The organism is Candidatus Synechococcus calcipolaris G9, assembly GCF_029582805.1.
In the GTDB taxonomy this organism is placed as follows: domain Bacteria; phylum Cyanobacteriota; class Cyanobacteriia; order Thermosynechococcales; family Thermosynechococcaceae; genus Synechococcus_F; species Synechococcus_F calcipolaris.
On sequence record NZ_JAKKUT010000005.1, the window covers coordinates 91,273 to 108,990 of the forward strand.

Annotated in this window: 15 protein-coding genes and 1 pseudogene; 6 read left to right on the forward strand and 10 right to left on the reverse strand. The window is 48.1% G+C overall.

The genetic code is table 11. From position 1 onward, the window contains the following. The first annotated feature begins 39 nt into the window (after positions 1 to 39). Positions 40 to 891 carry a tetratricopeptide repeat protein gene (locus tag L3556_RS12870; protein WP_277867740.1) on the forward strand — a complete coding sequence of 284 codons (852 nt, stop codon included), beginning with the start codon at positions 40 to 42 and terminating at the stop codon, positions 889 to 891. A 19-nt stretch (positions 892 to 910) separates the two neighbouring features. Here L3556_RS12870 and L3556_RS12875 read toward each other — a convergent pair whose 3' ends face one another. Genes L3556_RS12875 through L3556_RS12885 form a run of 3 tightly spaced genes read right to left on the reverse strand, consistent with a single transcriptional unit; the run spans position 911 to position 3,372 of the window. Next, a complete protein-coding gene (locus L3556_RS12875) occupies positions 911 to 1,867 on the reverse strand; it encodes a glycosyltransferase family 2 protein (RefSeq protein WP_277867741.1) in 957 nt (318 codons plus the stop codon). Beyond that, positions 1,864 to 2,769, reverse strand: coding sequence for a glycosyltransferase family 2 protein (locus L3556_RS12880; RefSeq protein WP_277867742.1), 906 nt, complete (start codon positions 2,767 to 2,769; stop codon positions 1,864 to 1,866). Before L3556_RS12880 ends, L3556_RS12875 begins: the two co-directional genes overlap by 4 nt. 12 nt (positions 2,770 to 2,781) lie before the next feature. After that, the gene (locus L3556_RS12885; RefSeq protein ID WP_277867743.1) at positions 2,782 to 3,372 is read right to left on the reverse strand and encodes a DUF1997 domain-containing protein; all 591 of its coding nucleotides are present in this window, start codon (positions 3,370 to 3,372) and stop codon (positions 2,782 to 2,784) included. Between the two features lie 451 nt (positions 3,373 to 3,823). Between L3556_RS12885 and L3556_RS12890 the strand changes: the two genes are divergently transcribed. Then, a complete protein-coding gene (locus L3556_RS12890) occupies positions 3,824 to 4,738 on the forward strand; it encodes a putative antibiotic biosynthesis monooxygenase (RefSeq protein ID WP_277867744.1) in 915 nt (304 codons plus the stop codon). Positions 4,739 to 5,005: 267 nt separating this feature from the next. After that, complete coding sequence (locus L3556_RS12895) at positions 5,006 to 6,130, forward strand: FRG domain-containing protein (protein WP_277867745.1); 1,125 nt, start codon at positions 5,006 to 5,008, stop codon at positions 6,128 to 6,130. A 392-nt stretch (positions 6,131 to 6,522) separates the two neighbouring features. On the opposite strand, the gene L3556_RS12900 is transcribed toward L3556_RS12895, so the two are convergent. The 4 genes from L3556_RS12900 to L3556_RS12915 form a co-directional block, all read right to left on the reverse strand. Continuing rightward, a complete protein-coding gene (locus tag L3556_RS12900; protein ID WP_277867746.1) occupies positions 6,523 to 7,014 on the reverse strand; it encodes a nucleoside deaminase in 492 nt (163 codons plus the stop codon). A 132-nt stretch (positions 7,015 to 7,146) separates the two neighbouring features. After that, positions 7,147 to 8,388 carry an organoarsenical effux MFS transporter ArsJ gene (gene arsJ / locus L3556_RS12905; RefSeq protein ID WP_277867747.1) on the reverse strand — a complete coding sequence of 414 codons (1,242 nt, stop codon included), beginning with the start codon at positions 8,386 to 8,388 and terminating at the stop codon, positions 7,147 to 7,149. A gap of 46 nt (positions 8,389 to 8,434) precedes the next feature. Further along, positions 8,435 to 9,448: an ArsJ-associated glyceraldehyde-3-phosphate dehydrogenase gene (locus L3556_RS12910; RefSeq protein WP_277867748.1), complete on the reverse strand. Its 1,014-nt coding sequence runs from the start codon at positions 9,446 to 9,448 to the stop codon at positions 8,435 to 8,437. A gap of 157 nt (positions 9,449 to 9,605) precedes the next feature. After that, complete coding sequence (locus tag L3556_RS12915; protein ID WP_277867749.1) at positions 9,606 to 11,882, reverse strand: ATP-dependent helicase; 2,277 nt, start codon at positions 11,880 to 11,882, stop codon at positions 9,606 to 9,608. A gap of 200 nt (positions 11,883 to 12,082) precedes the next feature. On the opposite strand from L3556_RS12915, the gene pirA reads away from it, so the two are divergent. Further along, the gene (gene pirA, locus L3556_RS12920; RefSeq protein WP_277867750.1) at positions 12,083 to 12,454 is read left to right on the forward strand and encodes an arginine synthesis PII-interacting regulator PirA; all 372 of its coding nucleotides are present in this window, start codon (positions 12,083 to 12,085) and stop codon (positions 12,452 to 12,454) included. A 68-nt stretch (positions 12,455 to 12,522) separates the two neighbouring features. Here the strand turns inward: pirA and L3556_RS12925 are convergent, their stop codons facing one another. Then, on the reverse strand, positions 12,523 to 13,230 hold the full coding sequence (locus L3556_RS12925) for a class I SAM-dependent methyltransferase (RefSeq protein ID WP_277867751.1): 708 nt from the start codon (positions 13,228 to 13,230) through the stop codon (positions 12,523 to 12,525). Positions 13,231 to 13,412: 182 nt separating this feature from the next. Here L3556_RS12925 and dprA point away from each other — a divergent pair, with 182 nt between their 5' ends. After that, complete coding sequence (gene dprA, locus L3556_RS12930; RefSeq protein ID WP_277867752.1) at positions 13,413 to 14,543, forward strand: DNA-processing protein DprA; 1,131 nt, start codon at positions 13,413 to 13,415, stop codon at positions 14,541 to 14,543. Between the two features lie 269 nt (positions 14,544 to 14,812). Here dprA and L3556_RS12935 read toward each other — a convergent pair whose 3' ends face one another. Both L3556_RS12935 and L3556_RS12940 read right to left on the reverse strand, forming a co-directional pair. Next, a complete protein-coding gene (locus L3556_RS12935; RefSeq protein WP_277867753.1) occupies positions 14,813 to 15,460 on the reverse strand; it encodes an NAD(P)H-dependent oxidoreductase in 648 nt (215 codons plus the stop codon). A gap of 216 nt (positions 15,461 to 15,676) precedes the next feature. After that, positions 15,677 to 15,919: pseudogene (locus L3556_RS12940) on the reverse strand (DUF1830 domain-containing protein); the annotation flags it as partial. A 208-nt stretch (positions 15,920 to 16,127) separates the two neighbouring features. Here L3556_RS12940 and L3556_RS12945 point away from each other — a divergent pair. Further along, a complete protein-coding gene (locus L3556_RS12945) occupies positions 16,128 to 17,699 on the forward strand; it encodes a photosystem II high light acclimation radical SAM protein (RefSeq protein ID WP_277867754.1) in 1,572 nt (523 codons plus the stop codon). Positions 17,700 to 17,718 lie beyond the last annotated feature (19 nt).

The following is a 17,718-nucleotide window of genomic DNA, read 5'->3' on the forward strand; positions in this document are numbered from 1 at the left end:
TAGGATAGGTATACGTTGATCACAGATGGAGTAACCGCTATGCGACGGAAATGGATCACAGTTCTCATTCTTTTTGTGGGGGTGATTCCCTTTGTTGCGATCTCCATTGTGCCGCTTTTGAGTACGGTCTTTAATCCAAATCAGTCCACTGCAACTCCGGTTGACACGGCAGCGATTGAACAAGTCCAAAATCAAACGGCGGAGCTTGAGGCCCAGGAAAAGGGCTATCAATTGGTTCTAGAGCGGGAGCCAAAAAATGCGACGGCCCTAGAGGGTTTGGTCATGGCCCGTTTGCAATTGATTCAAATGGGGCAGCGGGAGATCAAAAGCGTGATTCAACCCCTGCAAACCCTAGCGGAGTTGCAACCGGAGCAAACCGATTACAGTGTTCTCCTAGGCCAAGCTCAACAGCAAACCGGCGATCGCGAGGGGGCAGCCCAAACCTATCAGCGTGTCTTAGCAAAAGCACCGGGAAATCTGAATGCCCTCCGCGGCCTAGTAGACCTCTATTTAGAGCAAGATCGGCCCCAAGCCGCCATTGGTCTGGTGGAGGAAACCCTTCAGCAAGCGGATCAGGCGAACCAATTGCAACCCGGTACGGTGGATATTTCCTCTGTGAAACTTTTGCTAGGGGACATTTATCTGAACCAGCAGCAGTTTGATGATGCCCTCGCCCTATTTCAAAATTTAGCTAAAGAGAATCCCAATGATTTTCGTCCCGTCCTCGCCCAAGCCATGACCCTGACCAATCAAGGGAAGGCAAAGGATGCGGCCCCCCTCTATGCCCAAGCGGTGACATTAGCTCCACCCCAATATAAGGATCAAATTCAACAAACCGCTGAACAGGCAGAGACGTTAAGTCAACCTAGCCCTGAGTCCAGTCCCGAATAATTGATTTTAGTGTGTTCTCTCAAATTTCTTGGAGTTCTTTTGCCAGGATTTCATTGACCTGATCGGAAATTTTAGCGGGATAGGTATCCTCTGGAAACCCAGGACGACGGGCATCTAAAAAAGGCAACATGAATTGATGAACTAATCGCTGGGCTAATCGTTTGGGCGGAGACTGAAGGTGATTGGTAAATTGATAGCGGGGCAACTCTGTCCCTGGCTGCCAGTAGTTGAGCATGGGTTCATCATTGGCGGTGACAAATTCACGCCAGTCCGCCGTTGACCAGTGATGTTCGTCGGCATTCCCCCAGTTTTTACGATTTTCCGGATCTGCCATCATAATGGCCCGTAACCGGCAGCGGCGATCCAGTTGGCGTGGATCTCGGTTGGGATAGTGGCGAATCGGTAGCCGTTCCTTTGCGACAAAACCAGCATTATAGGGAAAGGAGGTATGAATTGACCACTTCATCGTACTCCGATAGCGACAGAGCCGGGGTTCACTATAAAGGCTGGGCATAAAGTAGCGGCGGCGGTCTTGAATGGGTCGCTGGCGATCGCCGAGGGTTTCTTCGCCCTTTTCCCAAGCAATGACTTCTTTTTCTGTCAGCTTAAAGTCGTAATATTGATGGTAGACAATGGTCTCCTCTGGGCGTAAATAGGTTTTCACAAATTCAGGGGGAGGAATATGATGAAATTCATCGGCATCCACCCGCAAAAACCAGTCGCCCTCTTCCATTTTTTCCCTAGCCTGGTGAAAGATATATCCCCGTAGCCGAGTTTCTGAATAATATACGGGGTCTTTTTTCAGGGGGATGACGCGGCGATCGCGATCGGCAAAATCCAGGACAATCTCCCAGGTGTGATCAATACTGCCGGTGTCAAAGACATAAATAGCATCAGCCCAGGTAAGCATGTGGTCTAAACATTGACCGATAATATCTGCTTCTTCACGAACCGGTAGTAAACAGTGAAATTTCATAGGGAATCGCTAAAATAAGATTCAATATTCCTGAGGGGAACACATTCGGATTTTTTTAAGGTTCTATATAGATTAAAACATTCGGGACTGACGGGTAAACGATGCTTGGATTCAGTTTTCATCATCCTAAAGCCACGCCCCATTCCCCTAAGCATATTACCAGGGCGTTTGACCTTGAGTCCATAGATTAGTCCGTTGATGACCGTCCCCATAACGGTGGGCAAGAGGTGGGAATCTGGGGCATTCAGGTAATAAAATAAAACGTCATTTTGGCGACCATACTCATCTGCCCTGACGGAAATTCGACCCGGGGGTTGGAGGTGATGAATGGGATCTGCACACCCTAATCGAGTAGCCAATTTAGACTCTAGGAGACGAATACACAGATCCCCCTCTTCGCCCATATAAAAGAAAAATTCTCGATAGCCGCCTACCCTTAAAAAAGCTGATTTTAGGATGGCATGGGAGGCGGCCACAAAGGCATGGGTTACATAAATTTGATCCTTATCCGGTGCTTTGGTGTGAACAATATCATCTTGCAGGATATTACTGTAGGGAATAGCAACGGCCCCAATGCGGCGATCGCTAAATTCGGCAAGGGTTTGCTCAATGGTGTAGGGAGACTGGAGGATTGAGTCGTCATCTAGGGGAAAAACGACTTCCGTGGTTGCCAGCTTAATCCCTTCATTGCGATGAAAGCAGGGGCCTTTATTTGCCGATGAACGGTAATAGTCCACCTCAGGAAATTTTTGCCGCACCATGGCCTCGGTTCCATCACTGGAGGCATCATCCATGACTAATATTTTGATGGGAACACTTTGATTCTGGGCCGCAGCGATCGCCTGCCCTAGAATGTCGCAGCGATTATGGGTTGTAAATACAATCGTCGCTTCCGGCCGCATCGGTATGGAACCCTAGCTCCCTAGGTACAAGGGTTCTGCCATGGGGAAATTCCCATCCTCTAAGGGGATGCCCTCCGCTTCTTGGGCCCAGGACTTATAGTCAAAAATAAGTTGATTCATGAGTCGTTGCTTAATGGTGAGCAAAACACTTTTCAGCAAACCATTCCCCGTCGCTTCCAAAATAGGCATAGGTGTCAGGGAGAGGGGGGGGGGCATATCTACCCCAACCCTTAGATCCGCCAAACCAATTAAACGAATTCCTTGCTCCGTTTTCTGGGGACGCAAATGGCCGGCTAAATCTAAGCGAAAACGGCGGTTAATATAGTCTACACCGCGAATCTCGCAGTCCAGGGAACGCAGGGTCAGCCGACCATCCGCACGGGTTTTTACCTCTAAATCCACCACGGGCTGAAGGGAGACCATCAAAAAATTTAAGGGGCGCATTTTTAAGCGAAAGCTATTTTCCCCCAAAAACTCAACTCGACTCGGATCCGTGAGGGCGTAAACAAGACGCTTGGGCTGCCGTAAATAGTGCTGAATCGGAGTGGGCTGGGTTGGAACATCGAGGGCAACCGTTTGAGTGGCAGAGAAATTCAGATACATAGCACTCCTGGGACAACTAATCGAGCTTCTTAAAATAATTTTAACAAATTGTTACATTTATCCCCAAAAGAATAATCTCTTAAAGGGTGATCCTGTTGATGTCCGATGATTATAGGTCTCGGCGATCGCTCCCAAGGGTTTTGGTTTGAAAGATTCTTTAATGGTATCCCCTTAGGCTGACATTAGGCTAATCGTGCACAAATTAATTACCATTGCACTGTTACACCATCGTATTCACTCATGACAAATTTACTCATGGCAAAGTCCCACGTACTGCCCGAAGACTCTTCCATTCAGGCACCTAGTTTGACAGGGTGGGAGGGGTTAGCCATGGATATAGAGCAGATTGCCGTAGAATATTAGTTTTGAGTATTCTAGATTTCTTCTGATGGAATCAATAAAAGAAACGTAACTGCACCCCCTTATTTATAACACTTGAGTCGAAACTATTATGACCGTTAGCCTAGGCTTTATTATTTCTGCATCAGTAGATCAAAAATCAGAGTTTGCTGTTTGGCAAGCCGACTTAATTCGCTCGGCAACGGGAGAACCGGGCTTTGTGAGTGTCGAAGTATTGCCGAAATATCCCAGTAAATCTCCAAATACGGCCCTTATTTTTACATTTGATACGGAAGCTCAATTAATCGCCTGGCAACATCAAAATAAGACTCAGACCCTTTTTGCAGAGCGATCTATCCAAAAAGTTCAGCCAACGAGTTTAGGCAAAGACTATCAAGTCCATGGTTCTGTAACAGACGTAATTACCAATATTATTCAACCCGATCGGGAAGGGGAGTATCTAGATTGGATTCGCAGGATTCAGATGATGCAATCCCAGTTTCCAGGCCACTGTGGGGTTTATTTTCAGTCACCCCTTCATTCCCAAAAGCCAGAATGGATCACCCTGCTGCGGTTTGAAACCCTCCAGGATTTAGAAGTCTGGTATGGATCCCCGATTCGCGAAGAACTACAACAGGAAGCTGAAAATTTTATTCTTTCAATACAACGCCAACGGGTACAGGGTGCATTTGCGGGCTGGTTTCCCAGTGCATCTACTCCACCACCGGTTTGGAAGCAAACCCTACTGGTACTTTTGGTTCTTTTTCCGATTGTGATGCTCCAGCAGCGATTTTTAAGTCCAGTATTGAAAACGTGGGGGTTAAACTCATCTCTGAGCATTTTTATTGGCAATGCCATGAGTGTTCATCTGGTTGCTTGGCCGATGATGCCTCTGGCCCAATCCTTTATGCAGTGGTGGCTGAGTCCCCCCCCAGGTAGTCAACGTCGCCTCATTAATGCCGTGGGGTTGGGGACTTTAACCTGTTTTTACACGATTCTTGTTGCTGTATTTTGGAACTTACTATGATTGATTTTTGAAAACAATTATACAAAATCAGTTTCCTCGAACAGTGGTTCTCTAAAATGATTTGACTTGTTATACTCCTAATAAAGTCGTCAAGTTCCATTGAGTTAACCTAAATTTCTCTGTGTCCTAAAGTCTATATAGTAATCTTCTTTGATTTGTGAGAGTAATATTCTGATAGTGCAAAGGTTTCAGCTTTCATCCATCTCATGAATCACTGCGGATTCCTATATTATGATTTTAGAGTGCTATAGAAGGGAAAATTAAGTAATGACAGAGAGATTTTATTTATTTGAAGATGAAAAAAAAGAAAAGATTGTTTCATCATTTTCAAATCCACAACCTGGTAAAGAAGATAGAATTGAATGTTTATCTGAAGATGATCCAAGAGTACAGGAATACTTAGGGCCAGAATGGGCAAGAGCTAAATTTCAAGCATGGAAAATTAATTCCTTGGATGATTTAATTGCTATTTTTCCTTACCTTCGTAATAATCCTAAATATGGTTTTCGTGGTCAAAGTAACTATAACTGGTCACTAGCAACAGTTTTAGAGCGTAATAAAAATAAAATTTTTCAACAATATGGATTTTTACATGAATATGAGCATAGAGTTTTAATTGAAGCCCAAAGAAGATCGCATTTGTACTTTGATAATAATCCAGACAACCAAGATTCTCTAAGTTGGTTATCACTCCTCAGACATTTGGGTGTTCCTACTAGATTATTAGACATTTCTTGGAGTATCTTTATTGCTACATATTTTGCAGTAAGCTCTAATCCTGATAATGATGGTTGTATATGGTTTTTTAATCAATATGAAATGGGTGGAGAACTGAGAAATAATCTTTCTAAGAATGAAAATGTTTTGTTTTACAAAGATCATAATATTGGAACTTTTGTAGATTTTTACCAGCCACCAACCATTGATCCCAAAAAAATACCTATAAAAATTGAAGGTAAAATAACTTATTCTGATATAATAGCGAATGGAATAAATATTAATTTACTTTTCAATCTAGCTCTATTAGGAGTGTTAAGTGTTAAAGGAGTAATTTTTGTTGAGCCTTATTGGATGAACAAAAGAATGGAAATGCAACAGGGAGCATTTTTAGTGCCTCTGAATATTAGAAATAGTTTTGAAGAAAACCTAGGTAGTCTATGTTCTATAGACAGTATTCAGAAAGAAATAGAGATTCAAGACATAAGACATGATTCTGCTTTAATTGGTAAAATGTGTTCTAATGCTTGGGTTGCCAAAATTAGAATACCTAAAGATATTAAGGGTGAGTTAAAAACTTTTCTTGATTCAACTAATGTTCGAAGACTAGTTTTATTCCCTGATGTTGATGGTCTATCCGGATATTTAAATGATTTAGTCCCATCGTCAAATTAAAAAAAATTCGGTAGTTCTATTTTCTAAAGGATGGAGGACAATCAAGTACTCCCGAAGGCTTTGCAGGAAGAGTCAGCCAGTGTCAGGCTATTTTTTTCTCCTTTACAAAAGGGCACTACCAGAATTAAAATTTTCCGTTGGACAGGCAGATTTTATTCATTAAAAACTGGCACGCCCAGAAACAAATCATTCCTGAGTATTTTTATTGGCAATGCCATGAGAGTTCGTTATTTTTGTGGCTGTATTTTGGAACTTAAATTATGATTACTTGTTCAAAGAAATTAGTAATATAGCAACCGCCATGACATTCAGGACATTCAAGGGGGCTGAAACCAAGAAGGGGCTTAAAACCCTTGTCCTAATTGAAATGGCTACTGCTATACACGCGGAAATTAGTAATGCACGCGATTCGGAATTTCCGAAAATTTCTTCCAAACCTCCACGGCTTCTTCCCGCAGTAGTTCAGTTTCTGGCACTAAAGCACGCTGTTCTGGAGGCTTGGCTAATTCTTCATAGAAGTTTTCATCTTCAAAGGCTCCGTAGAGGAGTACATCTTCACAGCGGGCCCCATAATACATCTTGTCAATGCGGGCCCAGAAGGCCGCCGTCAGACACATAGGGCAGGGGTAGGCACTGGTATACAACGTACAACCCGTCAGGTGATAGGTTCCCAACTTTTTGGCCGCATCCCGGATTGCGGCGACTTCCCCGTGCCACGTGGGGTCATTTTCGGCCACAACATGGTTATAGCCTTCACCTACAATTTCGCCATCCTTAACGATGACAGCACCAAAACAGCCACCGGTTTTTTCTTCTAGGCCGCCCTTTGCACTCAGTTCAATGGCCCGGCGCATAAACCGCTCATGATCCGGAACGTGATCCATTTTTTCAACCAGAATAAATATAAGAATATCTTCTCATACTTGAGTTTCATTCCAAATCCTCCCTACTTACCTTCAGTAGGCTGTGCCTATTGGAGTGGGCAGGGCTTTGATTTTTATGGCCCCAAAAATCAACTAGGGTAGGCTAACCTGAGGTTTTGGATTGGGTAATTTGAGGGAAATTAATGCGGCGGCTAAAACCAAGGCCATGGAAAACCACAAACAGCCCACTAAACTAAAGAGTTGATAGACAATCCCTGACAGGATGGTTCCCAGTAAGCGACCGCCAGAATTAGCCATGTAATAGAAGCCCACATTTAGGGCAACTTTATCGTCTTCGGTATAGGCCAAAACTAGGTAGGAATGCACCGCAGAATTGAAGGCAAAGACTAAGCCAAACAGTAGCAGGCCGAAAATAATCACTAAATTGGCATCAAAGTTAGCCATTAACCCTAGGGCGATCGCCGCCGGCACAATTGTTAAAATACCCGTCCAAAAGCGAATGGTTCCAGCCTGGGGAGGGCGGCCATGGTTGACAGTACGCAGTAAGGTGGGGGCCAAGGACTGGACAATGCCATAGCCAATCACCCAAATGGCTAAAAAGCCCCCTACTTCATAAAATGTCCAATCTAAAACACTCTGAAGATAAACGGGTAATCCCACCACAAACCAAACATCACGGGCCCCAAACAGGAAAAACCGCGCCGCTGATAAAATATTAATTTCTTTGCTCTTGGAAAAAAGCTGCTTAAACTTGACCTTAGTCTTGATTTTGCCCATGCCCCGTGGCAGCATCAGCCCGGTTAACATCACCAGAATTAATCCCCCAGCCATAATCCAGAGAGCATGGGTAAAGCCAAAGAGGGAAAGCAACACACTGCCGACAAAGAAGCCGACCCCCTTGAGGGCATTTTTTGATCCCGTGAGGATTGCCACCCAGCGAAACAACCTGGATTGGGCCTCCTGGGGGACGACTAGGCGGATGGCACTTTTAGAACTCATTTTGGTGAGATCCTTGGCGACCCCAGAAAACGCCTGGGCGACCATCACATAGGGAATGGCCAGGGCGAGGGGCCAACTTTGCTCCAGGGGTGAGAGCATGAGCAGGGAAAAAACCTGCAAGCCAATGCCAGCGTAGAGGGTGACATTTAAGCCCAATTGGGAACCAATCCAGCCCCCCAAAAAGTTGGTGACGACTCCAAAAATCTCGTAAAAGAGAAACAAAAAGGCAATTTGAATGGGGGTATAGCCAATCTGGTTAAAGTATAGGAGTACCAGCATCCGTAGGGCCCCATCCGTAATCGTAAAGCCCCAGTAGGCAAGGGTCACGATCGCATAGTTGCGGATATTATTGGGATTAGCTGTACTGGCGGACATAGGGTTGGGTCTCTCTCGGGTAGGGCAGTGGCCATGGAGCCAGATTTTAAGCTGCTAAACTGAGGGCGACCTTGCGGGCTAATTCGGCCATGCGATTGGCGTAACCCCATTCATTGTCATACCAGGCCAGGATTTTGACTTGGGTACCATTCACCACCATGGTTGATAGGGCATCTACGATTCCAGAGCGGGGATCGTTGCAATAGTCTACGGAAACAAGGGGGCGTTCTTCATAGCCCAAAATCCCCTTGAGTTCTCCGGCGGCGGCATCCTTTAGGAATCCATTCACTTCTTCCACTGTGGTGGGCCGCTCTACTTCAAAGACACAATCGGTCAGGGAGGCATTTAATAGGGGAACCCGCACCGCTAAGCCGTTTAATTTGCCCTTGAGTTCAGGATAAATGAGGGCGATCGCCGTGGCAGAGCCAGTGGTAGTGGGAATAAGGGAGGTGAGGGTAGAGCGGGCCCGGCGCAGGTCTTTGTGGGGAGCATCCACAACGGATTGGGTGTTGGTGGCATCATGGATGGTGGTAATTAGACCATGGCGAATGCCGAGACTACCGTGAATCACTTTCACCACCGGGGCTAAACAGTTGGTGGTACAGGAGGCGGCCGTTAACAGGTGATGTTCATCCTGGTTGTAGAGGTGATCATTGACTCCCATGACGATGTTGAGGGCCTGTTCCTTGACGGGGGCCGCCACAATCACTTTTTTGACCCCCTGATCAAAGTAGCCTGCCAACTGCTCAGGGGTGCGAAATTTACCAGAACATTCCAGGACAATCTCAATGCCCTTGTCTACCCAGGGGACTTCTTCGGGTTTGGCAAACTCAGAAAAACTAATGGATGTCCCCCTCAGGGCGATCGCAACCTCCGTGGCTTGAATGTCTTGGTGCCAGCGACCATGTACCGAGTCAAATTCCAACAGATGGGCAGCGGTTTTAGCTCCACCTTTCAGTTCATTAATGTGGGTAAACTCTAGCTCGGGCCAGGTGGATGCTGCCCGTAGGGCCAGGCGACCAATGCGGCCAAATCCATTAATACCAATGCGTACCGCCATAAAATTGAATCCTTATCCTGGGGTTGATCTCTGGTGTTCCGGGGGGATTTCCGCAGGTTCTTAAACAAACCTTTACCGAAAAAGTGATCCAGGATAAAGATATTTCAAATAAACTTGTTGTGTCAAGTATCGCAGCCGAGAATGATCGGCCCAGGGTTTAGGGTGTGGCGGCAAAAAAGCGATCGCCCAGGGAAAGTAGAAAGGGACAGGGGGGGCGATCGCTCAGGTCATAATGGCGATGCCAATCAAAGCCAGCCCAGGAGAAGGGGGCCTTGTGGGCCGCCGAGAGCCAGAGTAACCGTTTTGCCCGGGTCATGGCCACGTAGAGCAAGCGATAGTCCTCGGCAATTTTCAGTTCCTTAGCCTGCTGCCAAGCGGTGTTCAAATCGGGAATGGGGTGATGGCTGGCCCTCGCGCGAATTTGGGCCCGGGCCACATCCGCTAAATTGACCTCTCCTAAAAACTGAGCCGTGGCCGGAACCCAGAGACTGCCAGGAATGGTTTGGGCATGGAGAAAGGGTAAAAACACTGCGTCCCAATCCAGGCCCTTGGCCTTGTGCATGGTAATAATCGTCACCTGGCCAGAGCGAGTATAGCGGCTATCGGTTTCTTCCAGTTCCACATTCTCAAACTGATTGCTCTTAACAATGTCCTGCCAAAGGGGGAAGACCACCGCCCAGGTTTGGCGGGTCTGGGCCATCATCGCCAACTGATGAATTAAACTATCGGCGGTGGCCAGTTCCGTGGGACTATAGCCGACATAATTGGCACAGTAGGCAATTAGGGGATATAGGGGCAGTGCTAAACGGGCCTGTAGCAATTCCTGGCAGACTTGGCGGGCCTCCTGTTCGCGATCGCTACCGGGGTCGTCAAGGGCAGTGGGATAGAGAAATACTTCCGGTTGGCTTGCCAGGCGATTCAGGTCTTGGGGCTGGATTTTTTGCCGTTCCGTCAAAACCTTGAGGGCAGCCTTGAGGTAATCAGGGGAATGGGGGCGATGTAGAAATTGGACAAGGGTTAATAACTCCTCCGGGACATGGGAGCGGCGTTCATTCCCCCCCACGTCAAAAATGGTAATGCCCTGGGTTGCCAAAGAGTTATCCCAACCGTACTCCTGGGGGTTGCGCAGGACATCGGCAATAAAGCGACCCTGTTTATTTTCACGAACGAGAATGGCGGCATTGGCCTGGGGATTGGCTTGGAATAGTTCTGCCAGTCGTTGCTGGACGAGGTGTACGGAGGCAAAAATATCCGGGGGAAAATGTAGCTCTAGGCCCTGTCCCCATGGGGGAGGATTTGCCCCCGGCTGGGGATCATTGGCAGCAACAGGTTGAATATCTTGGCTGCGAAAGGGCAACTCACCACCGGCCACCTGGGCACCATTAGCCCAATGGACTAAAAAGTTAGCCGCTTCAATAATAATGGGGCTACAGCGACCTGCCTGGGCCATTTCATAGAAGCGACCCTGGGCTTGACAGTCCTGACAAAACTCACGGAAGAATAGGGGATCCGCCGATGTGAAGGTGGAGTTAATGGCTTGATTGGGATCCCCCACCCGCACAAAATTAACGGGGCGATCGCCCTGGGCGGCAATTAATTCCAAAAGGCGGGTTTGCAGAGGGCTGGAATCTTGGGCTTCATCCTCAAAGACCGCATAGACCCGTTCTTGCCAATCTTTACGCAGTTTATCATCCTGCTCCAACAGCTTTAAGGCACTGAGAATCATCTCGTCATAGTCGATCCACTGGCGTTCCCCCAGACCCTTTTGATAGCGGTGATAGAGATCGGCGGCGATCGCCAGAATTGGGTAAGGATCCTCCACCTGATCCGCCAAGGCATAGAGATCCGCCGGCGTGAGATAGGAGCTTTTGGCCGTGCCTACGGCGATATTGGCTAACTTGGGCAAAATATCCGTCAACAGGGCCGTGCGGCGGCGCAGAACCTCCGTTTCCTCAGAGTCATCTTGTTGCCCCCTAATCAGATCCTCTAGGATATGCGGGTTTTGCCGGGCCCATTGCTCCACACAACTGCGGTAAAGTCGTTTTTTGTCGTAATCAGAAATGAGACTCACCACCGTTAAATCCAAACCCAAGCGTGGATGACTGGTGGCAATATTTAAGGCTAAACCATGGAGCGTTTGCACCGTAAAACCCGTGCGAGGCAACCCCAAGTCATTCAGGTATTGGCGAATCCGTGCCTTGATATTGGCCGCCGCCGATCGCGTAAACGTGACCACGACCAATTGGCGATGATGATTTAACTGCTCCCGAGCCACGGAAATTGCCGCAGCTACTGCCATCCCATGGGATTTACCCGCCCCCGGAACCGCCGAGACCGCAAGGGGGCCCCCCAGCCAATCCGCCAATTCCCGTTGTCCCGGCCGCAACGTAGCCCGTAATTGCATCAAGGCCCGATCCTGGGCAATGGTCTCCATAAATTTGTCTATCCCCTAAAAGGCGATCGTGAATGTTAGCGTTGCTACATACAAATTTTTGTTACAAAACGGTCAGGATTTGAAAACATATGAGGAAAATCGTATAATTGAATACAGAAAGTCTGAGATGCCATCCTCATTTATTACGTTTTTTCAAGTAATTGTCCCAATCTTTTGGTTTTCAGGAGCCATACTTCATTATGAAACTAACCTATCGTGGTGTCGCCTATCAGGCCAATTCGGTCAAGCTTCCCCTTGTTAACGACACAATCAGCGGCAAATATCGGGGCGCGACTTGGCAGGGCAAAAAACTAGCCGAATCCATTGATCAGCCGATGTATACTCTTTGCTGGCGGGGTGTAACCTACAACACGGATGGTTCCCTAGTGCCCGTGGAAGCAACCCAGGGTTCTCTGTCCGGGATTTTAGCTGACTCTACCAAGCCCATGGCCATGGATCAGCACCGGGCCGCCATTCTCAAGAGCTTAGAGCATCGGATCAATGTTGCCCGCAATCAAGGGAATCAGCAACTTGTCCAAGCCCTCGAAGATGAATGGAAACAGTTTGCCTAGGGCGTTCTTTTTGCTCCGGCGGTGAGTGGGGGTTTCGGCCCCCATTTTTATTTGCCCGATTTTTGCCCTTAAATTTTTTGACCAACCAAAAGAACATTTTTGCCAATGGGAGGGGGAACGATTTGCTCAATCACTCGCATCGGCGGAATGACTAATTTGTCGTAAAGGGAAACACTGCCCTGGCCTAGGGAACGCCCCAGTAAAACAAAGTTGATGTACCACGGTAAAATCCCCACTAGATCAAAATAGTCTGCCTGAAGAATGGAAAAGCCGGCATTTTTGACCCTGTTCATTAATCCTGATTTGGTATAACGGCGAAAATGTCCAATCTGCTGATCAAAGCTGCTATACAACCAGCCAAGGGCCGGCACAAAGATCAATAGATATCCCTTGGGTTTGAGGGCTTGCCAGGCATGGGTCAGTTCCGTCCGATCATCTTCGATATGCTCAAGGACGTTAATATAAACCACCGCATCAAAGATCCCTTGACCATAGCTGGGACTAAAGAAATCATTGACGGCCCTTGCCCGTTGATCTGGGGCCAGGGACTGGGCTAAGTCCGGATACATCTCCTGGGAGGGTTCAAAGGCGACAAGCTGATCAATGTTTTTCTCTAGGAGGAGGTTGGATATACTTCCCTTGCCGGCCCCCACCTCGGCGATCGCCCCAGTTAGATAGGGGCTAAACACATCCATGATCCACTGATGGTAATTCACGGCAAAGGACATAGCTTCCAGATCCTTGCCAGGATAACTCAGACTAGGACTCTGGGCCATGGTGGGGGTTCTCCGCTGCGATCGCCCATCTTTAATATTTAATACGATCTAGTACTATCTGGTACGAGTTAGTACAAGCTATCCCATCTCCCTTGAGCGGGAATCAAAGAGGGCCGTATAAGCTCAAAGTGTACCTGATTTGCTTCAACAAAGGATACAGGATACAGCTAGTAGCAGTGGGGATGCAGGTAGTGGAACAAGAATCAGCCTACTGGTTGGCATGGGCCCAAATTCCGGGGGTGGGGCCGGTCTTACTCAAACGGATTTGGCAATTTTTCGGATCCCTTAGCCAGGCATGGCAGGCCCCCCTCGGTGAATTAGCCCAGGTTGATGGGGTGGGTCCAAAACTCCTAGATATGATTTGCCAGCAACAACAAACCACAAATATTGCCGAAAACTATCAAACCCACTGCGCTAAAAATCCCTATTTCTGGACACCCGCCGATCCCCTATACCCACGGCTATTGGGGGAAATTCCCGATCCGCCGCCCTTCCTCTACTATTCCGGTGACATTAACCCAGGGGAAAATCAGGGGCAAATCACGGCCGTGGCGATCGTGGGCACAAGGGAGCCTTCGGACTACGCCAAACGTTGGACCCGCAAATTGGCTCGCACCCTAGGAGAGCATGGATTTTTAGTCGTTTCCGGTTTAGCCGCTGGGATTGATACAGAGGCCCACAGAGGTTGCCTGGAAGGGGGCGGGCGCACCATGGCCGTATTAGGGACGGGGATTGATCTAATTTATCCCCCTCAAAATCGTCATCTCTATGGAGAAATTTGCCGCAACGGGGTCATTGTCAGTGAATATGTCGCAGGAACCCCCGCCGATCGCCCCAACTTTCCCCGCCGCAATCGGATTATTGCTGGGTTATGCCGAGCAACCTTAATTATGGAAGCCCCTAGTAAATCCGGCTCCTTAATTACCGCTAGAATTGCCGCTGAGTACGGGCGAGATGTGTATGTGTTGCCGGGCAGTTTGGATAATCCACGGGCGATGGGTTGCTTGGGCTTGGTCAACCGAGGGGCGCAAATCATTTTGGGAGCAGGACATTTGCTCGAGCTATTGGGCCAAACACCAACCATGGACCCGCCACCCCGCCAGGAACGTCCTCCCTTACCGGCGGAACTCAATTGCCTTCTGGAAGCGATCGCCCGCCTATCCTTAAATACTAACCAGCCCGCCGTCGCCTTTGATTTAATCGTCCAGGAAACTCACCTGTCTGCCGCTGCCGTCTCCAGTGGTTTATTGCAGCTTGAACTCATGGGCCTCGTCAGCTCAGAACCAGGGATGCGCTACCAAAGCTTATGCTAGGGGATACCTCGATTAATTCAAAATTTGGGGCGATCGCAAACGAGATTTCAATGGTTTCAGCCTCTATTTTTAGCAGATCGAGCAATTTTTCGAGGTGCCCTTATGTCTAGGTAGTCGAGCTAGGTTGTCTGAGGTTTTATCTCGTCAACGTCCATTGACTTTGGAGATGATTCGGAAGTTGAACCAAGAATTAGGGATTCCAGCGGAGATTCTTATTCAGCCCTATGAATCATCGCAAATTCCTGCCTAAAGCATAATGTTCGTTCTCCCTAGAGATAGCTAATAACCTCCTCGGTTTCATAGCGCACTTTGGGTAGGGACGCATACTTATCATCGTCAGCCCGATAGCCCAAGGTACAGACCACAACAGACTTATACCCCTGGGTAGGCAACCCTAAAAGCTCGTCGTATTTTGCCGGATTAAACCCTTCCATGGGACAGGTATCAATGCCTAGCATCGCTGCGGCCGTCATTAATTGACCCAAAGCCAAGTACACCTGACGGGTTGACCAGTCATCCATGTCTAGGGGGTAGGGCGGCTTCTCTAAAAACCCTTTGACCACATCGCCATACTTTTGCAGATTCTCTATGGGGACTTGGTGAACGGCCGCTTGGCGGGCCAAGTATCGATCTACGTCCTCGGTATTAATTCCCTTTTTGATGGCCAACACCACTAAATGGGAGGCATCCACCACTTGTTTTTGTCCCCAGGAATGATTGACCAGTTCTTGGCGAAGTTCTGGGTCAGTGACCACAAAGAATTTCCAGGGCTGTAAACCAAAGGACGAGGGAGCCAATACCAGGCTTTGCTCTAGTACTCGCCAGGTCGATTCTGGAATTTTCTTTGAAGCATCAAATTTTTTGGTGGCATAACGCCACTGCAACTGCTGGAGAACGTCATCGAGACTAACCGCCATAGAACCTCTTTTATTGGTTTAGGAGTGAATGTATTGACTAGGAATTAACTCAGCATTGATCATAGCGTTCCAATGTTGATCAGGGAGTTAAGACACTTGTTCAGGGGTCATTGCAACGACATCATCCTGCACTGGTATCCCCTCATTAATTTCTTCGAGGCGTTGCTGGACGTGGGGATCATTGGGAAAAAAATTGTTATCGCCCTCCTGGAGCAAAAGACGTTCGCAGGAAATGGTATCAGACAAAATCGCGCTGGCCATCATCCCCGAATGGATTTCTAATTGAGCATCTCTGGGGGTTTCAAAGACCAGTCGCTGCCCTGGAAAGACGACGCGCTCAAAGTACCAGTTGGGAATATTCGTAATCCGGGCAATTTGCATTTTATTGGTGGCGTTGACATAGCAACACAGGATGCGATCGCCGCGATCGCTGGGGACGGGATCAAAGAGTTGGGGCATGGTCGAGGAGGTCACTTATCTTAAAAGGGCATTGTTACTCTTACGAGGTTAACACCCCACCCTGGGGAGAGTTGTAATATCAATTACAAGATTTTACTGTGATCCCCTGGGATTGATCCCAAAATCCGCCTGAGAACAGTGTGTTAGAACTTAAACAGATGTAAAGATTTTCTAATGATTTTTTGCTTCTTTAGAGGTGTTCTGTCCTATGCCGGCCCGTGTCCTCTATGTCCGTCTACCCTGCAACCCGATTTTTCCCATTGGGGTAGTTTATCTGGCGGATCACATTCATAAACAGTTGCCCCAGGTGGAGCAGCGAATTTTTGATTTAGGGACGGTGCCGCCCTTAGATTTTCAACGTGCCCTGGCGACCTGTATTGATGAGTTTCAACCGACCCATCTGGTATTTTCCTGGCGAGATATTCAGATCTACGCACCGGTGGGTGGGCGGGGCGGCAACCCCTTACAAAATGCCTTTGAGTTTTACTATGCCCTCAACCCGTTGATTAAGTTGCGGGGGGCGATCGGGGGACTGCGAGTGATGCTGGCCTACTATGGTGAACTTTGGCGGAATCTAGGTCTGATCCGCCAGGGTATCCAGCACGCAAAACGCTATTGCCCAGAGGTGAAGACCATTGTCGGTGGTGGGGCTGTCAGTGTCTTTTATGAGCAGCTTGGCCGCAGTTTACCCCAGGGGACGATTATTTCTGTGGGGGAAGGGGAAACCCTCTTGGCTAAGGTATTACAACACCAGGCCATTGACCAAGAGCGGTGCTATGTCGTCGGCCAAGGGCAACCCCGCGATCGCCTGATCCATGAATGGCCCAACCCCATTGAAAAAACCGCCTGTAACTATGACTATATCGAAACCATCTGGCCCGAATTGGAGTATTACCTTCAGGGGGGGGATTTCTATATTGGCGTACAAACCAAACGGGGCTGTCCCCACAATTGTTGCTACTGCGTCTATACCGTCGTCGAGGGCAAACAGGTGCGGATCAATCCAGCCGCCGAAGTGGTGGCGGAAATGCGGCAATTCTACGATCGCGGTATTCGTAATTTTTGGTTCACCGATGCCCAATTTATTCCGGCCCGTAAATTTATTCCCGATGCGATCGCCCTGCTGAAGGAAATTTTAAGGACAGACATGACGGATATTCATTGGGCCGCCTATATTCGCGCCGATAACCTCACGCCGGAACTGTGCGATCTCATGGTGCAAACTGGCATGAATTACTTTGAAATTGGCATTACTAGTGGTTCCCAAGAACTAGTGCGAAAAATGCGAATGGGTTACAATCTCCGCACCGTTCTCCAAAATTGCCGAGATCTAAAAGCGGCGGGATTTGAGGATCTCGTTTCCGTAAACTATTCCTTTAATGTCATTGATGAACGACCGGAAACCATTGCCCAAACCGTTGCCTACCACCGCGAACTAGAGCAGATCTTTGGGGCAGACAAGGTGGAACCAGCTATCTTTTTTATTGGTCTCCAACCCCATACCCACCTTGAGGACTATGCCTTTGATCAGGGCATCCTTAAAAAAGGCTATAACCCCATGAGCTTAATGCCCTGGACAGCAAAAAAACTCCTCTGGAATCCAGAACCCCTAGGGGCCGTCTTTGGGGAGGTGTGTTTAGCCGCTTGGCGGAACAATCCCAATGATTTTGGCCGAGAAGTCATGAAAATTCTTGAGGATAGGTTTGGCCGCGCCGATCTAGAAACCGCATTATCGGCTCCGATCCCCGAAAAAACAGGGCGATCGCTCACCAGTGTATAAGCTATCTTGAGCTATCCTG